This window comes from Sulfuriroseicoccus oceanibius (genome assembly GCF_010681825.2).
GTDB lineage: Bacteria > Verrucomicrobiota > Verrucomicrobiia > Verrucomicrobiales > SLCJ01 > Sulfuriroseicoccus > Sulfuriroseicoccus oceanibius.
Window position 1 is genome coordinate 2,002,526 of the sequence record NZ_CP066776.1, and the last position, 20,326, is coordinate 2,022,851.

The 20,326-nt window shown below is 59.8% G+C and carries 12 protein-coding genes; 3 read left to right on the plus strand and 9 right to left on the minus strand.

The window, feature by feature from the left end:
- Positions 1–104 precede the first annotated feature (104 nt).
- From G3M56_RS08095 to G3M56_RS08135, 9 genes are all read right to left on the minus strand, one after another.
- Positions 105–875 carry an EF-hand domain-containing protein gene (locus G3M56_RS08095; RefSeq protein WP_164361884.1) on the minus strand — a complete coding sequence of 257 codons (771 nt, stop codon included), beginning with the start codon at positions 873–875 and terminating at the stop codon, positions 105–107.
- Between the two features lie 162 nt (positions 876–1,037).
- The gene (locus G3M56_RS08100; protein ID WP_164361886.1) at positions 1,038–1,970 is read right to left on the minus strand and encodes a PhnE/PtxC family ABC transporter permease; all 933 of its coding nucleotides are present in this window, start codon (positions 1,968–1,970) and stop codon (positions 1,038–1,040) included.
- 6 nt (positions 1,971–1,976) lie between these two features.
- Positions 1,977–2,876 carry a PhnE/PtxC family ABC transporter permease gene (locus G3M56_RS08105; protein ID WP_164361888.1) on the minus strand — a complete coding sequence of 300 codons (900 nt, stop codon included), beginning with the start codon at positions 2,874–2,876 and terminating at the stop codon, positions 1,977–1,979.
- 9 nt (positions 2,877–2,885) lie between these two features.
- Positions 2,886–3,674, minus strand: coding sequence for a phosphonate ABC transporter ATP-binding protein (locus G3M56_RS08110; RefSeq protein ID WP_164361890.1), 789 nt, complete (start codon positions 3,672–3,674; stop codon positions 2,886–2,888).
- Positions 3,675–3,879: 205 nt separating this feature from the next.
- Positions 3,880–4,809, minus strand: a complete 930-nt coding sequence (locus tag G3M56_RS08115; RefSeq protein WP_164361892.1) for a putative selenate ABC transporter substrate-binding protein — start codon at positions 4,807–4,809, stop codon at positions 3,880–3,882.
- Positions 4,810–4,897: 88 nt separating this feature from the next.
- Positions 4,898–6,355, minus strand: a complete 1,458-nt coding sequence (selA, locus tag G3M56_RS08120) for an L-seryl-tRNA(Sec) selenium transferase (RefSeq protein ID WP_164361894.1) — start codon at positions 6,353–6,355, stop codon at positions 4,898–4,900.
- A 118-nt stretch (positions 6,356–6,473) separates the two neighbouring features.
- Positions 6,474–7,706, minus strand: a complete 1,233-nt coding sequence (locus G3M56_RS08125; RefSeq protein WP_164361897.1) for a prenyltransferase/squalene oxidase repeat-containing protein — start codon at positions 7,704–7,706, stop codon at positions 6,474–6,476.
- 75 nt (positions 7,707–7,781) lie between these two features.
- Complete coding sequence (locus G3M56_RS08130) at positions 7,782–9,326, minus strand: hypothetical protein (RefSeq protein WP_164361900.1); 1,545 nt, start codon at positions 9,324–9,326, stop codon at positions 7,782–7,784.
- 204 nt (positions 9,327–9,530) lie between these two features.
- Positions 9,531–10,049, minus strand: coding sequence for a DoxX family protein (locus G3M56_RS08135; RefSeq protein ID WP_164361903.1), 519 nt, complete (start codon positions 10,047–10,049; stop codon positions 9,531–9,533).
- A gap of 210 nt (positions 10,050–10,259) precedes the next feature.
- On the opposite strand from G3M56_RS08135, the gene G3M56_RS08140 reads away from it, so the two are divergent.
- The 3 genes from G3M56_RS08140 (at position 10,260) to G3M56_RS08150 (ending at position 20,305) form a co-directional block, all read left to right on the plus strand.
- Positions 10,260–10,547: a hypothetical protein gene (locus G3M56_RS08140; protein ID WP_164361905.1), complete on the plus strand. Its 288-nt coding sequence runs from the start codon at positions 10,260–10,262 to the stop codon at positions 10,545–10,547.
- 42 nt (positions 10,548–10,589) lie between these two features.
- Positions 10,590–11,039 (plus strand): YtoQ family protein, encoded by a 450-nt coding sequence (locus G3M56_RS08145; protein ID WP_164362036.1) that lies wholly within the window; start codon positions 10,590–10,592, stop codon positions 11,037–11,039.
- 371 nt (positions 11,040–11,410) lie between these two features.
- Entirely contained in the window at positions 11,411–20,305 is an 8,895-nt protein-coding gene (locus G3M56_RS08150; protein WP_164361907.1) for a cadherin domain-containing protein, read from the plus strand.
- Positions 20,306–20,326: the final 21 nt, after the last annotated feature.

The window sequence follows — 20,326 nt, forward strand, 5'->3', positions numbered from 1 at the left end:
GAGAACGGGACGGAGCGGGTGGCTACGGCAGGAGTGCCGTAGGTCCATCGGGGAATGGTGGATGAGCGGTTTGCGATGGAGCGGCCTCACTCTTGAGGTTGGAATCATTCCCCGCTGTCGGGCTGCTTGTGATTGGGCTCCGCAGGTTTGTTTTGTTTGGCTTGGCGGGCTTTGCGCATGGCGGCGCGTTCTTCAGCGTCGAGTTGGCCGTCCTGATTGGTATCGAAGCGCTGCATTTGGCGGCGTCGGCGTTCGGGGTGGATCCGTTGATCGTCGGGGCTTCGGTCGTTGATGCGTGGGCGATCCGGGTGTGGTCCGCGTCGTTTTCGTTGGCGTCGTTCCTTCTCGATCCGTTCCTCCATTGCTGCACGGGCGGCTTTGCGTTCGGTTTCGTTGAGTTTGCCGTCGCCGTCGGCGTCGAACTCCTTGATGAGCCTTTGGCGCATCTCATTGCGGCGTTTTTCGGCGTGCGCTTTGGCCTCGGCTTTTTCCTCCGAATTGAGTTTGCCGTCGCCATCTTTGTCGAAGCGGTTGAGCAGGCGTTGCTTCGAGCGTTGGTGCATTCTGCGGCGTTCTTCCTGGAGTTGCTTACGTTCAGCTTCATTGAGTTTGCCGTCGCCATCCAGGTCGGCGGCGGCGCGCAGGCGGCGCATCATTTCCGCGCGCTCGGGAGACGGGCCTCGGTGTGGACCTTTGCCGCGGGCGTGAGGTGGTGGTCCGCCGCGTCCGTCGCGAGGTGGGCCGGCGTGGGGTGGCTGGCCAGGTCGGCCGTCCGGGCCGGGATGATGGTCTACGGGCTCGGCGTTGGTCGATGCCATGAGTCCGCAGGCGAGCAGCGATGAGACGATGCGGGTAAGAGTAGATGAGCGAGGCATGATGAAAGCTGGGTGGTCCGCTTTGGACGATCATTGGCGCTGGAGCGGATGTGTCAATCCAGAGCCGGCGGTAAATCCGGTGCAGGGGGGGAACCCGTGAGTGGCGGACAGGTTGCGAAAAAATCTCTCCGCCATTCCGTCAACTTGACCGCTCAAATGGAATTACGCGGCTTCGCGCAGGCGGGTGCGGACGATGTTGGAGGTGATGTCGCCGGCGAAGACCAGCGCGGCCCCGAGTAGCACGAAGAAGAACATCTCGTCGTAGTAGAGTCGTGCGCGGGCTTCATCGATGAGAAGGCCTAGCGACGGGATGCCAACGAGTCCGAGTACGGTGGCTTCGCGGACGCAGGTCTCCCAGCGGTAGAAGAAATAGACCAGCACCCGGTTGAGGCTGGCCGGGAAGATGGCAGAGACGACGGCTTGGGTTCGGGTGCCGCCGACCATCATTTGGGCCGACGACGTGCCGGCGGGGAAGTTTTCTATCACTTCGGATCCGAGACGACCGAGGATTCCAATGTTGTGGATGGCGAGTGCAAGGATCAGAGCCCACAGGGACGGGCCAAAGATGGAGAGCAGGAGGAATGCGTAGATGTATTCCGGGATGGCGCGGGTGAGCAGGAAGAGCGCACGGGAGATGCCTCGTACGATTCCCCAGCCGACTCGGATTGGCGCCGGTGAGTTGCCATGGAATAGCCCGTAGGGATGAGCAGTGGCGAGAGTCGACGCCGCAATGGGCGAGATCAATGCGGCAGCGGCGGCGGCGATCATGATGCCGATTGTGGCGATGCCAAAGGTGCCGGTCACCGCTGAGGCGCCGTGTTCGGCAAATAGTTCGGCGGCCCATGGTCCAAGGTCTGCCCATGAGTCGCTTTGGCGCACCGGATAGGGGACGAGCTCGTCGAAGAACCGCTGGGCGTTGCGTCCGCCCAATGCTTCGATCAGGTCGGGGACGTCGGAGGCAAGCGCCAAAAATGCCCAGATCACAAAGCCCCCGAAGATGAACGCACTGATCCACAGAAAGCGGTCGCGGTTGCGCGAGGCTTCCAATTGGTCGAGCCGGGACTCGATGGTGGTTTCTGTGGTGGCTTGTGGCATGCGCGGTTAGTGGAGCGGCTGACTGGTGAGTCTGCGGCGGATGCGGATGTTCCAGATTTCGAAGAGGACGAGAGTGACGAGCAGGACGTAGAGGTAGGTCCAGGTTTCGTTGAAGTAGAGGTTTTCGAATGATTGGCGGATGTAGAGGCCGAGCGATTCGACGCCGAAGAACCCAATGACGGCGGACGAGCGCAGCGCACATTCGAAGCGGTAGAATGCGTATGAGAGGAGGTCGGGGATGGCGCCTGGAACGACGCCGGTGAAGAATGCGTGGGTGGGGTTGGCCCCGACGGCACCGAGATACGAGGCGGGGGCGAGGTCTTGCTCGTCGAGGATTTCACCAAATACTTTGCCGAACGTGCCGGCGAATGGAATCGCGATGGCGATGGTTCCCGTGAGTTCCGTCAGGCCGAAGGCGGCGAGAAAGAGCATGGCCCACAGCAGTTCGTGAACCGAGCGCAGAAGGGTCACGAGCAAGCGGACACCTGTGTTGAGCGGTGCGTACCACCGACGGGCTGCTGGTGGGATGATGCCGAGGTCACGCCACCATGAGCGGGCGCTGAGAAAGCCAAGAGCCAGTCCGGCGGGCAGAGCGATGGCGAGCGCACCGGCCGCGACGCGGATCATGGTGACCACTCCGAGCAGGGCACGCTGGGCAATGGGTTTGGCGTTCGCGCCGACGGCATCGTCCTGGTATTCGGTGGCTGGATCCAGTGCGGCGGAGAAGAACTGCCCGGCGGTGACGAGGTATTCGCGCGAGGTTTTCAACTCCGACGCCTCGAGTCCGAGCAGACGGTAGCAGAGCACTAGCGTGATGATGCCAAGCACGAGCAGCCCGCGGCGCGGTCCGATCCATTGGCGGATGGGAAGCCGGGGGGGGGCTGACGATGACGATGGACTTGGCATACGGGCGGGCTAGGCGTCTGCGGTGAGTTCTTCGGCGCTGAGGTCGTAGAGCGTCTGAGTGTCCGCCTCGGTGAGGGCGCTGCCGGGTTTGTCGATGACGACGTGCCCTTTGCGCAGGCCGATGACGCGCGGGAAGAACCGTTTGGCGAGCTCCAGGTTGTGGAGGCTCATGACCAAGGTTGCGTTGTGGCTGTCTGCCAGCGTTGTGAGTAGATCGACCAAATCCTCGGCGCGGGCCGGGTCAACGGATGAGACCGGTTCGTCGGCGAGAATGGATTGCGGGTTCTGGAACAGAGTGCGCGCGATGGCGACGCGTTGTTGTTGTCCGCCGGAAAGAGAGGACGTGCGCTCGAAGAGCTTCTGACCGATCCCGACGCGTTCGAGGTGTTCGAGGACGCGGAGCCGGTCGGCGCGGGACGGGAAGGTGAGTTTGCGGAGAGTCGAGGCGAGCGATTGGCTGCCGACGCCGCCGAGGACGATGTTTTGAAGAACGGTGAGGTTGTCGATGACGCCGAGCGACTGGGGGATCCAGCCGATGGTTGTGCGCAGCTTGCGCAGGTCCTTTGGAGTGAGTCCGGTGGTTGATTTCCCGTGGATGAGAACGCTGCCGGACGTTGGAGCGAGCGATGCGTTGAGCAGCTTGAGCAGCGTGCTCTTACCGCTGCCGCTGGGGCCGATGAGCGCCACCCGGTCGCCGCGCTCGATGGTCAGATTGATTTCGTCGAGCGCCAGGGTGGACTTGAACTGCATGGACGCCGACTCGAGAACGAAAGATGGATGGGTATTGGTGGCGGCCATGGGACAAAGTCGGCGGTAGAATGGGACGCGGTGCGCTGGGTTCAATGTAGCGTGCGCTGGCGCATGTCAATGGCGGGCGGATGGCCGTGGTCGCAGAAGGACTTTGCCCATTCACCGGTTGTCTGGTCAACTGGTCTGACTACGAAAATGCCGACCGCCAGAGTCCCGGAGTGGAGACCTGACGATCGGCAGAATCATGAGAGGATTACCGGATTTCGCCGATGGAGCGAGCGGTCTCTTCGATGCCATTGAAGTCCTCGTTCTTGGCTTCGATGATGCCCGAGCGGTTGATTGCGTCGCCGACGACCTTGGCGTCTGCGGAAATCAATGCGGCCTGGAGCTTGTCGATGAATCCTTCACCGAAAACTTCATTGAGCGCAGGGTGTGCGGTGAAGTTGTAGTCCGCGTAACCAGGGGTGACCCAGATGATGCGGCAGACCTTCGGGTCGATGTCTCCGTTGGCGACCATTTTGTCGTAGGTCTTGTAGTTGATGGCACCTGCCTGGAACTGACCCTGGGCAACCTGAAGCGCGGTCTTGTCGTGAGCGCCGGAGAAGCCGACTGGCTGGGTGAAGAAGTCCTTAGGCATTTTGCCGGTGTTCTCCTTGATGAAGAAGCTTGGCATGAGGAAGCCGGAGGTCGAGCTGTTCGAGCCGAAGGTGAACTTGAGGTCGGCGATTTCGGCTGGGAAGGTGTCGCTCTTTTCGAGGCCGGTGCTCTCGTGGGCGATGAAGTAGGACTTGTAGTGAGGGTCCTCGGTGCCCTGGGCGATGGCCACAGCGCCGTCAACCGCAGCACGGGCGCGCACGCCGGTGAGACCGCCGTACCACACGAGGTGGAAGTCGCCGGACTTGAACTTTTCCACCGAATCGGTGTAGTCCACGCTTGGAGCGAAGGTCACCTTGACGCCGAGTTCCTCGGAGAGGTGGTCGACGAGGCCCTGGAATTTATCTGCCTGGTTGGTGGTCTTGGTGTCTGGGATGGCGGAGATTACCAAGGTTGCGTTCTCGGCGGATGCCTTGGTGGTGTCGTTACCGGTGGATTCTTCGCTGGCTTTGTTACATTGGCTCAGCACCAGAGTGGAGGCAGCTGCGGCAGTGGCAGCAACGGCTTTTAGGATCTGTTTGGTTTGCATGATTCTGTGTTAGATGGGTGGGGCGTGGAGCCCATGTGATCCTCACATGTTTGGCGACATGGGCAAGGGAGGAATGGTTAGGATTTGGTCAGACTGGCAGTTTGACCAATGACTGGAGCACCTCGGTGAGGGACTCGTCTTGGAATGGGAACACGGTGCGCAGGTTGATCTCGACCAGGTTGTTCTCGATGTAACCGACTGTCGGGTGCTGCGGGTGTGTGCGCAGTGCCGTGATCAAGGCGTCGGCGCTGTGGCCCGTGGACGTCGCGTCGAGCTGAATGGCGACCGATGGGGCGGACGAGCGCGGCATCGTTCCACCGCCGGTGCGCGACGTGGATTCGACCCGGCGAACACGGATGCCCGCAGCCTCCAGGGGGGCGCTGATTTGAGCGATGATGGCGTCGGCGCGCTTGATGAGCGATTCGATTGGGGTGGAAAGCATGGTGACCACCGGGATGTCGGGGACGATGCCTGATCCGTCGGTGGTGGATGCCTCGAGGTAGGCGGATGCGGTTTCCTGGAGGGTGGCGAGGATGGACTTGTCGCAGCGAACCGCGCGGAAGAACGGATCCTTTTTGATCCCGGCGATCATGCGTGCATTGCCTGCGATGATTCCTGCCTGAGGGCCGCCGAGAAGCTTGTCGCCCGAGAAACAAACCAAGTCCGATCCGTTGTCGAGGGATTCGATCGGGGTGGGTTCGTGTTCGATTGGGGCGAGTTGGTCGGTCGCCATGACACTGCCAGAGCCCAGATCGTGGAGAAGCGGTAGGTTGTGTTCGCGAGCCAATGCGGAGAGCTCCGCGTGGTCGACGTCTGCGGTGAACCCGCCGATGTAGAAATTCGAGCGATGGACCATCAGGATCAGCGCAGTGCGTTCGTTGATCGCATTGCGGTAGTCGTCGAGGTGGGTCTTGTTCGTCGTTCCGACTTCGCGCAGCGTGGCGCCAGAGCATTCGAGGATCTCGGGCACGCGGAAGCCTCCGCCGATCTCCACCAGCTCGCTGCGGGAAATGATGACTTCATTGCGCTTAGGTGTGGTGAGGTGGCGTAAGGCCAGCATCACGGCTGCCGCGCAGTTGTTGGTTGTGGTGGCCGCTTCGCTTTGACATAGCGTGGCGAGTGCGAGTTCGGCGAACTCACCGCGTTTGCCTCGTTTCCCCGTGGCCAGGTCGAATTCCAAATTGGTGTATTGCCCGGTGAGTGCTGCCAGTGCGCTGGTGGTACGGGCTCCGAGTGGCGAGCGCCCGAGGTTGGTGTGAATCATCACACCGGTGGCGTTGATCACCGGCTTGAGGCGCATGTTGTCGATGCGGGCGACTTCGCGTTCCACCTCGGCGAGGATCTGCTCGCGCGGTTGGCAGGTGCCGGATTCAAGAGCTGCAGCGCGGGCGTTCTCGATCACGCCACGCACGGCTTTCACCAGGATAGGGTGGGGAAGTGAGGAGCGCTTGCGCAGCGATACGACGACTTTATCAATCGACGGAAGTTCGCGTAGGTTGACGTTGCGACTTTGGGGCGACGACGTAGTGGAGCTGGAGTCTGTCACTGGAGGAATGAGGAGGTTCTTGGCAAATGGGACGAATGATCCCTGGGGTTTCTTATACAGGAACCGTTCGATGCGCCAAGAACGACCGTTCCAGGGAGGCGAGCTTTGTTTGCAATTGCTAACGTCCTACGACGTCGGGCGCGAGGAGCGCAAGTACCGTCAGCATGTAGCCGGTGCCGTAGGGCTTGTGGTAGGAGTAGAGAGGGTAGTCCCACCAGGTGCCGTCTGGTTCCTGACGCTTGAGTAACAGGTCGAGAAGATGGTTCTTGTAGAACTCCTGCTTCTCTTCGGAGAGGAAGTGGTTGTTCAACGCGGCGTAGTACATCCCGTAATAGTAGAAGTAGCCGGATGTTTTGAAGTGGGATTCGTGTGGGATGGGCTTTTTCAGTGCCAAGGCCAACCACCCCTCGCGGGTGATGAGGCGGTCCATCCAGTCGATGACCTCTTGTTTCGAGATGATGGTGTCGGCACCCTGGTGGATGGCGAGTGCTGCGTTGCAGGCAGGGGTGCGTGCCAGTGATCCACCTGGACGGTTGATGGTGATGCGCGGAGCCATCCGGTGGGGTAGCGAGTAGATGTACGATCCGTCGGCGATGCGTGAGCGCAGAATGGTGCGGACGCCGTTTTGAATCATCTCATCGGGGACTTCGACGCCGATGGACTGGGCGTAGGCGAGGGCGATGAGAACAGTGCCGGTCGAGAAACTGGTGGGGTCTGCGTCCGGACGCTGGGATGCGTGGTCGGCGTAGTAGCCCCAGCCCGATTTCAGCGTCTGGTAACGCTTCAGCAGGTCGATCTGGCCGGCGATGACTTCTTTGATCTTTTGCTGCTTGGGCTCGTCACCTTCGGCTCGGTGGTAGAGGGCGACCAAACCCTTGATGCCGTAAGCGTGGCCCCAGATGTTGTAGATGGTTTCCACGCGGCCGCGGCGCAGGACGGGAAGGCGGTCGAGCAGGTAGGCTTCCGCTTTGTCGAGTGCTGCATTGACCTCCGGGGTGTCCGGTGCGGCGGCGCAAAGTCCTTCCACGACGAGACCGGTGGTGGCACAGGTGAACGCGTAATGTGCACCTGGCACTGGAGCTGCAATGTTGAGCCCCTTGGTTTGCTTGTGTGAGCCCCAGGCGCCGCTTGGCTGCTGCATGCGGAGCATGGCGGCAACCGCTTTGTCGCGGGCTTCGATGATTTGGGCATCGGTGACTTCGGGAGCCTTGCCAGGACGTGGAATGGAATCTTCGGTCGGCGGCTGGTAGGCGTCGTGGGTTGCCGGCAGTTGCGGCAGGTCGACGATCACCGGGCCCGCGGTGGCGATGGCAGGAATGCACAGAGCCAGGCTGAGAATACGGCGGATCATAGGTGCTCCGAAATCAAGTGATGGGGAGGGATGCCGGACCGGTGAAAGCCACCGGTCCGGCGAGGGGAACAATTGTTATTTGGCGATCACATCGCCTTCTTCGAGGCCGGAGAGAATCTCGACCTGATTGTTGGCGGTGCGATGGTAGGTGACAGGTACGTCGGTCGTGGTGTCGTCTTCGTTGATTTTGACCACGTAGCGAACCAGTCGGCCATTCTCGAACTTGCTCTTGAGGTGGGAGGTCGGAACGACCAGTGCCTCAGGGTTCGAGTAATCAACCAAGGTCGCGGTGACCGCCATGCCAGCGTTGACCGGTGGCAGGGAATCGTCAGCGAAGGCCTCGGTGCCGTCGTTGATAGCGAGCTTGAGTTGGTAGTGCTGGTCTGCGCCAACCGTTGGGCTCAGCGAGTCGATATTAATGCCGAAGCCCACCTGAGGGGCTGCGGCAAGTACCGCGTAGCGCGAGGTGTCGGCATCTCCGCTGCCACCGCGCCAGTTGATCTGGGAACGCCATCCCTCATGAAGCTTGGCGTCGATGAAGCCAGGCTTGCCGGCAGGCACGACCGTAGCGAACACGGAGTGCACACCGAGCCCGCGGCCAACCTGCTGGTTGCGGATCATATCGCCGATGCGGGGCGGAGCTGAATCCCCGGACCAATCGCCGTAGAGGACGATGCCGTCCACTGGGGCAACCAGAGCGGTGAGGGCTTCACGGTCTGCCTTGAGTTCTGCGAGCTGCTCTTCCGACTGTGCGAGCGAGCGCTGAGCGGACTCGAACTCGAGGGTCTTTTGTTTCAGAGCAGCAGGGAAGTCGATCTTCGCCTTTTCGTGGGTGATGGTCGTGCGCTTGAGGTCTTGGGTGGCCTTTTGGATGCTGCGAGGGATCTCGACTTCGAGCTTACGCTTGGCACCGATTTCGGCACGACGGAGGTTGAACTCACCGTTGTCGACCTGCCACTTGATGCGCTTGAGAACGATTTCCTCGGTCTCCTCGGTGAGGTCGTCTTCGACGTACATCTTTTCCAACTGGCGCAACTCTTCTTGAGAGTAGGCGAGATTGCGCTTGCTATTGATGACCGAGCGCTTGGCTTCCTCTTTTTCGATCGGAATGGTGGTTTCCATCAAGTAGTCGAAGTCGGCCTTGGCTTGTTCCAGGGCGGCTTCGGTTTCTTCCATGGCGATCGGTGTGAGTTTTGTGGTGGCGTCGAGGTCGAGTTTCGAGCGCTTCAATCCGAGCTTTTGCAACTCGATCGATTTCTCCAGAGACTCGATTTGGTCGTCGAGTGAACTGAGGTCGAATTCAACGATGGACTCACCCTTTTTGATCGAAGATGCGTGTGGCGCGATGTGGGTGATGCGCAAGGTGGTGAAGCGTTTTGGCGAAGCCATCAATGGGTAGGCTTCAGCCGGCATCAGTGTGCCGTTGATTGCGATGCGCTGGGAGAACTCGTCCTTTTTCACCGTGTAGCTGTCTTTGCGCACGGCGGCTTCGGATTGAGCAGGAGCGGTGGCTTCCGTGGTTGGCTTCGCTACCTCTGCGGCCTCATTGGCGAGGGCTGGTGCGGTAGGAATCAGAAGCGCGGCTGCTGCTAGCAGGTTGAGGGTTCGTTGGGTGGACATGGAGGAGTGGACGGTCTGGACTTTTGTTTGAATGTGAAAACGCACGGAATTGCCCGGGATAGTAGGGCCAAGCGCGCGAACAGCAGCAAAAACGACTGCTGGTCGGCGATTTGTTCACTTTGTTTCGCTCAAAATGAACAATCGCGGAAGGTCACGGGATGCCCGCGCTGAAATGAGCGGCAGGGCGATGGCGGACGCTGGCGCTTAGGCGCGGCGGCGACCCTTCTCATAGAGAAGGTTTTTCGGCAGGGTGTAGCCGTGTTTGTTCATGACCTTCGGCTTGCGCAAGGCGAGCGCGAAGAAGATGCCGAGAACCACAATGATGCCGCTGTTGAGGGCGATGCTCAGTGGGTAATCCATCGATTGGTCCGAGAGCTTGCCAAAGCAGCCACAGTTGATGTCCAGATCACGGGACCACGCCATGCCAATGGCAACGGTGAAGGTGATCATCATGGCGATCAACGAGAACAACGTGCCCAGTGGGAAAAGGTTGAACAAAAGCAGCACGCCGAGCACCACCTCTGCGGTAGGCACACTAAGCGCCACCCATTCAGCAAGCGGTCCGTCCACCAAGTGGTAGTTGATCACCGCATCATGAAAACGCTGCAGGTCTACCATCTTGAGTGCGCCGGAAATGAGGAAAAATCCCGCCATGAGCACACGGGCGACGAGTAGTACCTTCTTGGGCGTTTGTGATGGGGTGGGTTGGTGAAGAGGTGCCATATCGGAAAATCAACAATCACGGGCACGGCGCCGCGCATCGTCTGCCGGCTCGTGCGTTGCAAGCGTTCCTCAGGATCACGGCGTTGGCAATGCCGGATTTGGTTGAATTGGTAGCGGCTGGCGAAGTTCTCTCGATGACCTGACAACGTAGATTTAAGGATCCTTTGTTTTGGCTAGTGACAGCAGCCAAATCCGCGCCATCTTATGGGCGTGAGCGAATCCAACCCATCAGCCGACAGTACCCCAGCCACCGAGAACTCCCGCCAGCACGGCATTCAGCCGGTGGATGCGCTGTTGACTGAAATGGACGTCGCCAACCACGAGGTGGTCGCAATTTCCACCGAGCACCTCACGCACAAAATGGTGCAGAAAGCGCGCAAGGGGCGTCAGCTTACCCGCAATGTGCAGAACAAGGTGCTCAACGCGGTCAATGCTCTGCGCAAGGAGCGGGGCGACGAGCCACTGAAGATGACCGACCTCTTCACCTACAAAGGGTGAGCCGCTTCCTGCGGGAAACAAATGGATCGCGCCATGAACTCGATGCATTGGAATGTTTATCTGGCCGGTGAAATCCACACCGACTGGCGTAGCGAGTTGAAACAGGCGGCTGCCGACCTTCCGATCACATTTCTCGAGCCGGTGACCGACCATGCGTCGAGCGATGACTGTGGTGCCCGAATTCTCGGAGGGGAGAGTGATCCTTTCTGGCATGACCGCAAGGGCGCGGGCGTGAATGCGATCCGTACCCGTCCGATGATCGAGCGGGCCGACGCGGTGGTGGTTAAGTTTGGTGACAAGTACCGTCAGTGGAATGCGGCATTTGATGCGGGGATGGCGGCTGCGTTGGGCAAGCCTTTGATTGTCGTGCACCCGGATGAGTTCCGTCACGCGCTCAAGGAAGTGGACGCGGCGGCCTGTGCGGTGGCCTCCGATGTGAACCAGGTGGCGGAGGTCTTGCGTTACGTGGTTTGCGGTGAGCTCCCACGTTAGGTGGTGGTTTTAGGTTTAGGTTGTTAGAAAGCTCGATCATCCCTTTTGGCGGGAGGTCGAGCCAAGCGCGTTTTTGCGCCGAGGGAGTCCAATGCCTGCGTCATTTGTCTGACTGTGTTTCATTGAAATTAATAGCTTCTCACGTTTGAGAAGAAGCTTGTTTAATGGGGCTTCAAAAGCATTCCTAACGAGTCGTATGATTCTTCGTTAGAAAAAATGACTGTAACGAAAATGATGAATTCGCAATTACTCAACGTCGCCACTGCGCTGGTTTGAGGCCGGAGTTTCGTTGATTCGCTAGCTCCTTTGCCGTTCAGGCTGAAAGCGTGAGGTGGTGGAATCCCCGAAACAACAACCCCTCGATAACAACAATGAGCGTTTTTAGAAGTGCGGTGCGTGGCATCGTATCAGCGTCGGTCATGGCATCTGCTTGCAGTGTCGGGACCTTGCACGCGAGCAATGACAATGACTGGTGGTTCATGGGCCCGGTCGGTGGCAAGTTCCAGGTTCAGGCTGGCCAGCCCTATGTGGTGGTGCGTGCTGTGGATGCAGGTAGTCCGGCGGAAGCCGCGGGACTGCAGGTGGGCGACTACATTATGGGCGCGTACGGGCGCAATTTCCTGACCACTGGAGGATCGACGGCAGGTTACAAAGGAGCGCCACAAGGGTTGGCGGAAGCGATTGAGCGCGCTGAGGCGAGTGACGGCCAGATGGAGTTGACCGTGTTGCGTCCGGGCGTGGGGGCGGTGGATCTGACTGTGAGCCTGCCGGTAGCCGGTGCATTCGGTGCGGCCTACCCTCTGGGGAGCACCAAGTTTGATTCGATTTATCAAGAGGCTGCATCTGAGATCCACTCGCATGTGACTGGGTCCAGTGATGCCAACATGGGTTACATGACGGGCTTCTACGGGCTGGTGTTGATTGCCGATCCGAACTGGAACGATACCACTGGGGCCAAGCCGTACCGTCTGTCGGTGGACAAATTGAAGGACCGTTGCGTGACGCTGATCAACAACGCGATCCTCGTGCCGGCGGAAGAGACCAACATGGACGGCACGCCGAACGATGGTTCGGAGAACGATAGCGATCCTAACGACAACAACTATGTCGGTCCGGGATTGGAAAACTGGGACCTTTCGGTGTCGGCGATGTATCTGGCGGAGTACCGCAAAAAGACCGGTGATACATCGGTGGATGCTGCGGTGCAACGTGCGGCCGACGCGTTGGCCAACCGGATTCAGACCTGGCAGCAACCTCCTTATGGTGGGAACAATGGTCCGACCAAGGTGGGATTGATGGGGCATGGTGGTGTGGTTGGGGATTACCCACACATCGGTTACTCGGGGATCAATATCATCAACGCGCATGCGATGGCTGCATTGGCCATGCTTGAGCAAGCTGGCGCAACGGTGGATGACACCAAGATGCAGGCCAGCTGGAATTGGGTGAAGGGGACTACCACGCTCAACAACGGTGCCGATGATGGAAACATCGGTTATGCTTGGCAGCAGGGTGGGTATGATTCGGGCGGGCGTACGGCAGGGGTTGCGTATGCGATGTCGGTTTACGGCGGGCTCAACCAGTCTGACCAAGGAGTGCTGACCCGGATGAAGGATTATCTTTCGCGCCAGTGGCAGCGGATGCAGCACACCCACGCCTACACCGTGGGTGGTAACCAGTTCTATCAGTTTGTGTTGCCATATCTGCCTGACCGCGATCAGCGCTTCATCATGGAGAACCAGCGTATGTTCTACCATTTCCACCGCAAGGTGGATGGAACGCTGGGTTACTTCGGTGGGCGCGAGAACAACGGTGGTGACGGCTATGTGAATACCTACCGGGTGGCTCTGACCAACGTGGGGATTGCACAGGCAGTCGCTAGTGGTGGGCTCACCACGATCGCACCGCTCGATAACACAAGAATCCACGCGGAGTTCCAATCGCCATTCCTGACCTGGCCGACACTTGATGCTCGCAAGGTGGAGCTCGACACGCAGTCGCAGGCCTTCACTGTGGATATTACCGACTACCAAGGGACGTCATTGCAGCCTGCCGATTACACGGCGACTTGGACCCATGTTTCGGGACCGGGGACCGCGACGTTCACGTCGGCCAATACTCCGAGCACGACGGTGAACTTCCCGCAGGACGGGACCTATCGCATCCAACTCGAAGTGGTGAAGGGGAGTTACACTCTGACCGAGCCGATCGATGTGGTTGTCGATACGTCGGTTGATCCTATTGGCTATGTCTTGGGTAAGGCGCGTCAGCGGATCTATACCGGTATCTCCGGCTTGGCCGTGAGCGATCTCACAGGAAGTGCAAACTATCCTGATTCACCTAACGCGACAGGAACATTGACGGCGCTCGATTCGTCGGGCATCGGCGACAGTCTGGGACAGCGGATCAGCGGCTATCTGGTGGCTCCATCATCGGGGGCGTACACATTCTACGTGGCGGCCGATGACTCGGCTGAGTTCCGTCTCAACTCCGCTGGAACCGATCCAGCCGGTGCTTCGACCATTTGCTCGGTGAATAGCTGGGTTAGCCAGTACAACTGGACGGCCAACGCATCGCAGACAAGCTCGGCGGTGACATTGACCGAAGGGCAGATGTACTATTACGAAGTGCTGCACAAAGAGGGTGGCGGAGGCGACCACGTGGCCGTGGCTTGGACCGGTCCAGGAATCGCGAGTCCTACTGTGATCTCCGGTGATGTGTTGGCAGTGGCTGATACGGTGTCAATTGTTGCCCAGCCTGAGGCCCAGACCACAACCTTGGGCGGATCAGTGAGCTTTGACATCAGTGTCGAGGGGGATGGTCCGTTTATCTACGAATGGATCTCAGGCTCCACCTCGTTTGGCGTGGGTTCTTCTTCGTCGTTGTCGCTTGAGAACGTTGGCGCAGGTCACGCAGGGGACTACTACTGCGTGGTGACATATCCTGGTGGCTCGCTGACCTCAGCTACCACAACGCTGACCATTACCGATGCTGGAATTCTTGCTGGCGGCGGATTGTGGCGTGATCAGTTCGACGGCATCGGTGGTGGTGCGATTACCGATTTGACCGGTAACAGCAATTACCCTCGCTTTCCTAGCTCCGGTGGCGTGATCACCAATGCGGAAAGTGCCAGCGGCATTGCCGATTCGTACGGGGCCCGTTGGACGGGTTGGGTTCGTCCGGATGTAACCGGAACCTATTACTTCTACATCACTTCGGACGATGCTTCGCAGTTGTGGCTCTCGACCGATGATCAACCTGCGAACAAGGTGCAGATTGCGAGTGTCGGTGGCTACACCGGTGCGCGTTCGTGGTCCTCTGGTGGTCAGTCGGTTGCGATCAGCTTGGTGGCTGGTGAGCGGTACTATATTGAAGTGCTGCACAAGGAAGGTGGCGGCGGCGACCACTGCGCGGTCGCATGGCGCAAGCCGGGCGATGCGGTGCCTGCCAATGGTTCGGCGCCTATCCCAAGTCAGTACCTCGAGTACTTCACTGGTGGTGTGCAGGGCTCGTCGGTGACGATGCCTCCTACTTTTGGAAGTACCTCGTATGCAATGAGCGTGGCGGAGAACTCTGGTGTGGGTGTTTCGGTGGGAACCGTGAGCGCTACTGATGCCGGTGGCAATACGCCGCTTACGTATTCGATCACTGCAGGTAACACCGGCTCGATGTTTGCGATCGATTCCAGCACCGGTGAAATCACTACCGCAGGGGATCCTGATTATGAGTCGCTGGACAGCTATTCGCTGACCGTGCGTGCGACGAATACACTGGGCGAAAGCGGCCAAGCCACCGTGAATGTTGCGGTGCTCAACCGTTTGGATGGCACTGGTAGCTGGGAAGTCGGTGTGGATGAAGGGACTCCGGTCGCTCTGAAATATGCGACCGGATTGGCTGGCAACACGACTGCCAGCGTGGATCTGTCCGCGATCAGTGGTGATGCCACTTATGAGTTCCTTGTTGATGCTGAAGATAACGGTCAGGCCGCACTGAATGTGTTGGCCGCGAATGGCTGGAGCCTTCGCTTTGAGCAGTGGAACAACACCGCTCGCCTCGGGATCACTCAGTCCGGCGTGGCCGACTGGCAATTTACCGCCGAGAGCGGGCAGTCGCTGGTTTCTCCATACGGGCGTCAGGTGCACATGGTTTACGTCGTGGATACCACTGCGGGAGAAACCCGTTTGTATGTCGATTCGGTGCTTGTCGGACGATTGAACCGCACGCCAAATCTGGCGAATGCTGCGGCAACGCTGGGTGATACGGGCATGCGCAACGACGCGGAGCCGGGGATTCTCGGATTTGCCGCTTATAACAGCGCACTCGATGCTACAGAAATTCAAGCCCACTATGATGATTGGCGCGGCGATGTGCCTAATGCGGCTCCGGTTGCTGACGACGCGACCTTCGCGCTCGATGAACAGCAAGTCGCCGGAACCGTGGTCGGCACAGTGACCGCCAGCGATACCAACGCGGGCGATGCGTTGACCTTTGCCATCACCTCGGGCGACCCTGCTGGTGACTTCGTGATCGATGCCGTTACCGGTGAGATCACGACTGCCGCGGAGTTGAACTACGACCTGGCAACCCAGTACGTGCTGGGTGTGACGGTGACTGATATCAACGGGCTCAGCGATATCGCGACCGTGACGGTGAACGTCAACAACCTGCCTGGCGGGGTTTCCGACTGGGAACTTGCGGTGGATGCCGGAGCAACAGTGCTGCACAAGCGCACGGCTTCGGTTCCTGGCAACTCGACAGTGAATGTGGACCTCTCCGCAATCTCCGGTGACGCGACCTATGAGTTTGTCGTGGATTCGGTGAACTATGGTCAGGTCTGGGGTAATTTGTTGGCCGCCAATGGTTGGCAGTTGCGCAACGAACAGTGGAATAACACCAACGAGCTCGGTGCTACCTTGAGTGGCAACGCCGACTGGAGGCTGACGGCCGAGACCGGTCAGTCTGTGGCAACCCCATACGGACGCGTTGCACACATCACCTATGTGGTGGACACCACGGCCGGCGAGTTGCGCGCATACGTCGATGGTGTGTTGGTTGGTCGATTGAGCCAGCAGCCTAACTTGAGCAATGCAGCTGCAGTGCTTGGATCCGCCAATGTGCGTAACGATAGCGAGCCGGGTATCCTGGTCTTTGCTGCTTACAACAGTGCCTTGGATGCTGCGGAAATCGCCGCTCACTCCGACGCTTGGTTTGGTAATGAGCCTGCCAACGCGGCTCCAACTGCGAATGATGGCTCGTTCTCGGTTGCTGAAAACCAGCCTGCTGGTACTGCGGTGGGAACGGTGAGTGCCACCGACCCGAATGCGGGCGATGTGCTTAGCTATGCGATCACCGCAGGTAACGCGGGGGGCGAATTCGCCATCGATGCCGCCACCGGAGCGATCACGACTACCGCAGCATTGGATTACGAGGCTGCGAGTGTCTACGCATTGACCGTGACTGTGACCGATAGCGGTGCGCTTAGCGACACGGCTGCGATCACCGTGACCGTGACCGATGAGAACGAAGCGCCGGTGGCAACTGGTGGATCGAGCTCGTTGCCGGAGAACGTGATTGCTGGATCGGCTGTCGCGACCGTCGCCGTGAGCGACGTGGATGCTGGCGACAGCGCGAGCTTCGCCATCACCAGTGGCAACACCGGTGGTGCGTTCGCAGTCGATGCAGCTGGTAACATCACCACAGCGACAGCTCTCGATTACGAAACCACCAGCAGCTACGCATTGGTCGTGACCGTCACCGATAACGGTGGCCTGACCGATACGGCAGCGCTGAACGTCAATGTGACCAACGTGAACGAGGCACCGGTTGCGACCGATGGCTCGGGTAGCCTGGCGGAAGACGCAACCGTGGGATCGGCCGTGGCGACCGTCGCGGTGAGCGATCCGGATGCCGGCGACAGCGCAAGCTTCGCCATCACCAGTGGTAACACCGGCGGTGCATTTGCCATCGATACGGCTGGTAATATCACCACCGCAACAGCGCTCGATTACGAAACCACCAGCAGCTACGCGTTGGTAGTGACCGTCACCGACGGTGGTGGCCTGACCGACACGGCGGCTGTGAACGTCAGCGTGACCAACGTCAACGAAGCGCCAGTGGCCAGCGATGGCTCGGGCAGCGTGGCGGAAGACGCGACTGTGGGAACCGCAGTGGCTACCGTCGCGGTGAGTGATCCGGATGCGGGCGACAGCGCAAGCTTCGCCATCACCAGCGGTAACACCGGCGGTGCATTCGCAATCGATGCTGTAACCGGTGCCATCACCACGGCTGCTGCATTGGACTACGAAACCACCAACAGCTACACGCTCGGTGTGAGCGTGACCGATGGCGGTGGATTGACCGACACAGCAACAGTCAATGTGTCAGTGACCAACGCCAATGAGTCGCCGGTCTTCGCCAGTGATCCAATCGTGGCGGCGGACGGAACAGCGTTGGTTGCTTATACCGGCACCCTGGCTGGCAGCGCGAGCGACCCGGATGCCGGCGACACGCTGAGCTTCAGCAAGGTCTCGGGGCCAGCCTGGCTCTCGGTTGCTACTGATGGTGCGCTCTCGGGAACACCGGCTGTCAGTGATGCATGGCTCAACTCGTTCACCGTCGAGGTGAGCGATGGCAACGGCGGCACGGCTCAGGCAACCCTTCAGATCACCGTGGCGGCTACCAGCGTGGTGCTCTTCGACGACTTCGAAGGATATGACGTGGAGAACCCATCGGACTTCTCGGTTGGCGGCACGCCGACAGGAAACTGGACGGCAAGCAACACGGCGTCGAACGCGACCCGTATCTTCGACACCCCGAACTACGGCGGCACCCGCTTGTGGATCAGCAACGTCGATGGCAGCAGCATCACCAGCTCTGGTGCGACGGTTGCGGAAAACACACACTACAGCTTGTCTGCGGTGCTGTTGACCGAGACGGCAACAGCCGGGCGCACGCTGAATGCAACCTACGACGTGCTCGTCGGTCAGGATGCGGCATCGGCCACCAGTATCATTGGCGGACCACAGGCTGTGGTGACCAATGGAGATGACTGGCAGACGCCGGATTCGAAAGATGACCATGTGTTCACCCAGAGCTTCCAGACCGGAGCGCTCAACCCGGGAGACCAGTTGTTCGTGCGCTTCACTCGCGTGGGCACTGCGGTGACTGGTGGTTGGTTTGGTGTGGACGACGTGATGGTCGACACCGTGGGCGCCAACAGCGCACCAGTAGCAAATGACGCCACCTTCGCTGTGGCTGAAAACGAAGCGGCTGGCGCGGCTGTGGGAACCGTGACCGCAACTGATGCGGATACGGCCGATACGCTCAGCTATGCCATCACCGCGGGTAACGACGGTGGTGAATTCGCCATCGACAGTGCGACCGGTGAGATCACCACGACCGCTGTGTTCGATTACGAAACCGCTGCCAGTTATGCACTGACCGTGACGGTCACCGATGGCAGTGCCGCAACCGACACCGCGGCTGTGACCGTCAACGTGACCGACGTCAATGAAGCGCCGGTTGCTGAAGATAACAGCGGCAGCCTGGCGGAAGATGCGACAGTTGGTGCTGCGGTGGCAACCGTGGCGGCCAGCGACGTCGATGCCGGATCCGTGCTCAGCTACGCGATCACCGCGGGTAACGAGTCGGGTGCATTTGCAATCGATGCCGGAACTGGTGCGATCACCACGGCTGCGGCTCTCGATTTCGAGACCACTCCAAGCTACGCGTTGACCGTCACCGTGACGGATAACGGAACACCAGCACTCAGCGACACCGCTGCGGTGGCTGTGACCGTGACCAACGTCAACGAGGCACCGGTTGCCAACGATGGCAGCGGCAGCGTTGATGAAAACGTCAGCGTCGGCACCGTGGTGGCAACCGCTACCTCATCGGATGTCGATGCCGGTGACACGCTCAGCTATGCGATTACCGCTGGTAACACCGGTGGTGCGTTCGCAATCGACAGCAACAGCGGTGTGATTACCACGGCCGGAGCGATCGATTACGAAGCGGTGAGCAGTTATGCGCTGACCGTGACGGTGACAGATGCCGGTGGCTTGAGCGACACCGCTGTGGTGAACGTGAGCGTGAACGACATCAACGAAGTGACCGCGCCAGTGGTTGCGACGGGAGTTGCCAGCGCGGTGACCCAGACATCGGCCGATGTGGCCTACACCATCAGTGATGATGGAGGCGACGCACCGGCAGTGACTGTCTACTACGGTGAGACCGACGGCGGCCAAGTGGCTGGCAACTGGAGCAACAGCATCGCCCAGGGCAACCAGGCGGCAGGAAGCTACAACGCCGCGCTTACTGGGTTGACCGCAGGCACCACCTACTACTTCACCGTCCAGGCCAGCAACAGTGCCGGCACCGTGTGGGGCAGCAGTGGATCATTCACTACTGAAGCAGATACCTCGCCGAAGTTGGTGCGCACCACCGTCAGTGCGGTGAGCAGCAGCACGTGGACGACCGTGGATCTCGGTCAGAGCTACAACTCGGCAGTGATCGTGGCGACTCCGATCTATCCAAACATTAGCACGCCACCAGTGGTGACCCGCATCCGCAATGTTAGCGGCAGCAGCTTCGATCTCAAGATCGACCGCGCCGACGGGCTGACCGGTGAGGTGACCATTGATGTGTCGGTGATCGCTGTGGAGGAAGGGGTCTACACCCAGGCCACCGACGGCGTGACCATGGAAGCGGTGAAGTACACCTCGACCGTGACTGCGGAGAACAACAGCTGGGTGGCGGAAGCCCGCGCGTACCAGAACAGCTACACCAATCCGGTGGTCGTTGGTCAGGTGATGAGCGCGAACGACGCCAACTGGTCCGTGTTCTGGAGCATGGGGAGCTCGCGTCAGAACCCAGTGGATGCCTCGAACTTGAACGTAGGCAAGCACGTGGGTGAAGATCCGAATGCGACCCGCGCTGATGAGACCATTGGTTACATCGTGATCGAGTCCGGCAACGGAACGATCAACGGAGTGGCCTACGAGGCCGGGTTGGGTGCGGATAACGTGCGCGGCTTCGATAACAGTTCGGCTCCATACACCTATGACCTGAGCGGAACGCTGGGCAGCGCGAGTGCCGCCGCCCTGAGTATCTCGGGTATGGACGGTGGTGACGGTGCATGGGCGGTGCTCTCGGGTGCGAATCCGATCACGCCGACAGTGCTTGGCCTGCACGCCCTCGAAGATCAGATGGGCGACAGCGATCAGAGGCACACCACTACGCAAGTAGGATACCTCGTGTTCGAGTAATCCATTACGCTAGCAGCGAAA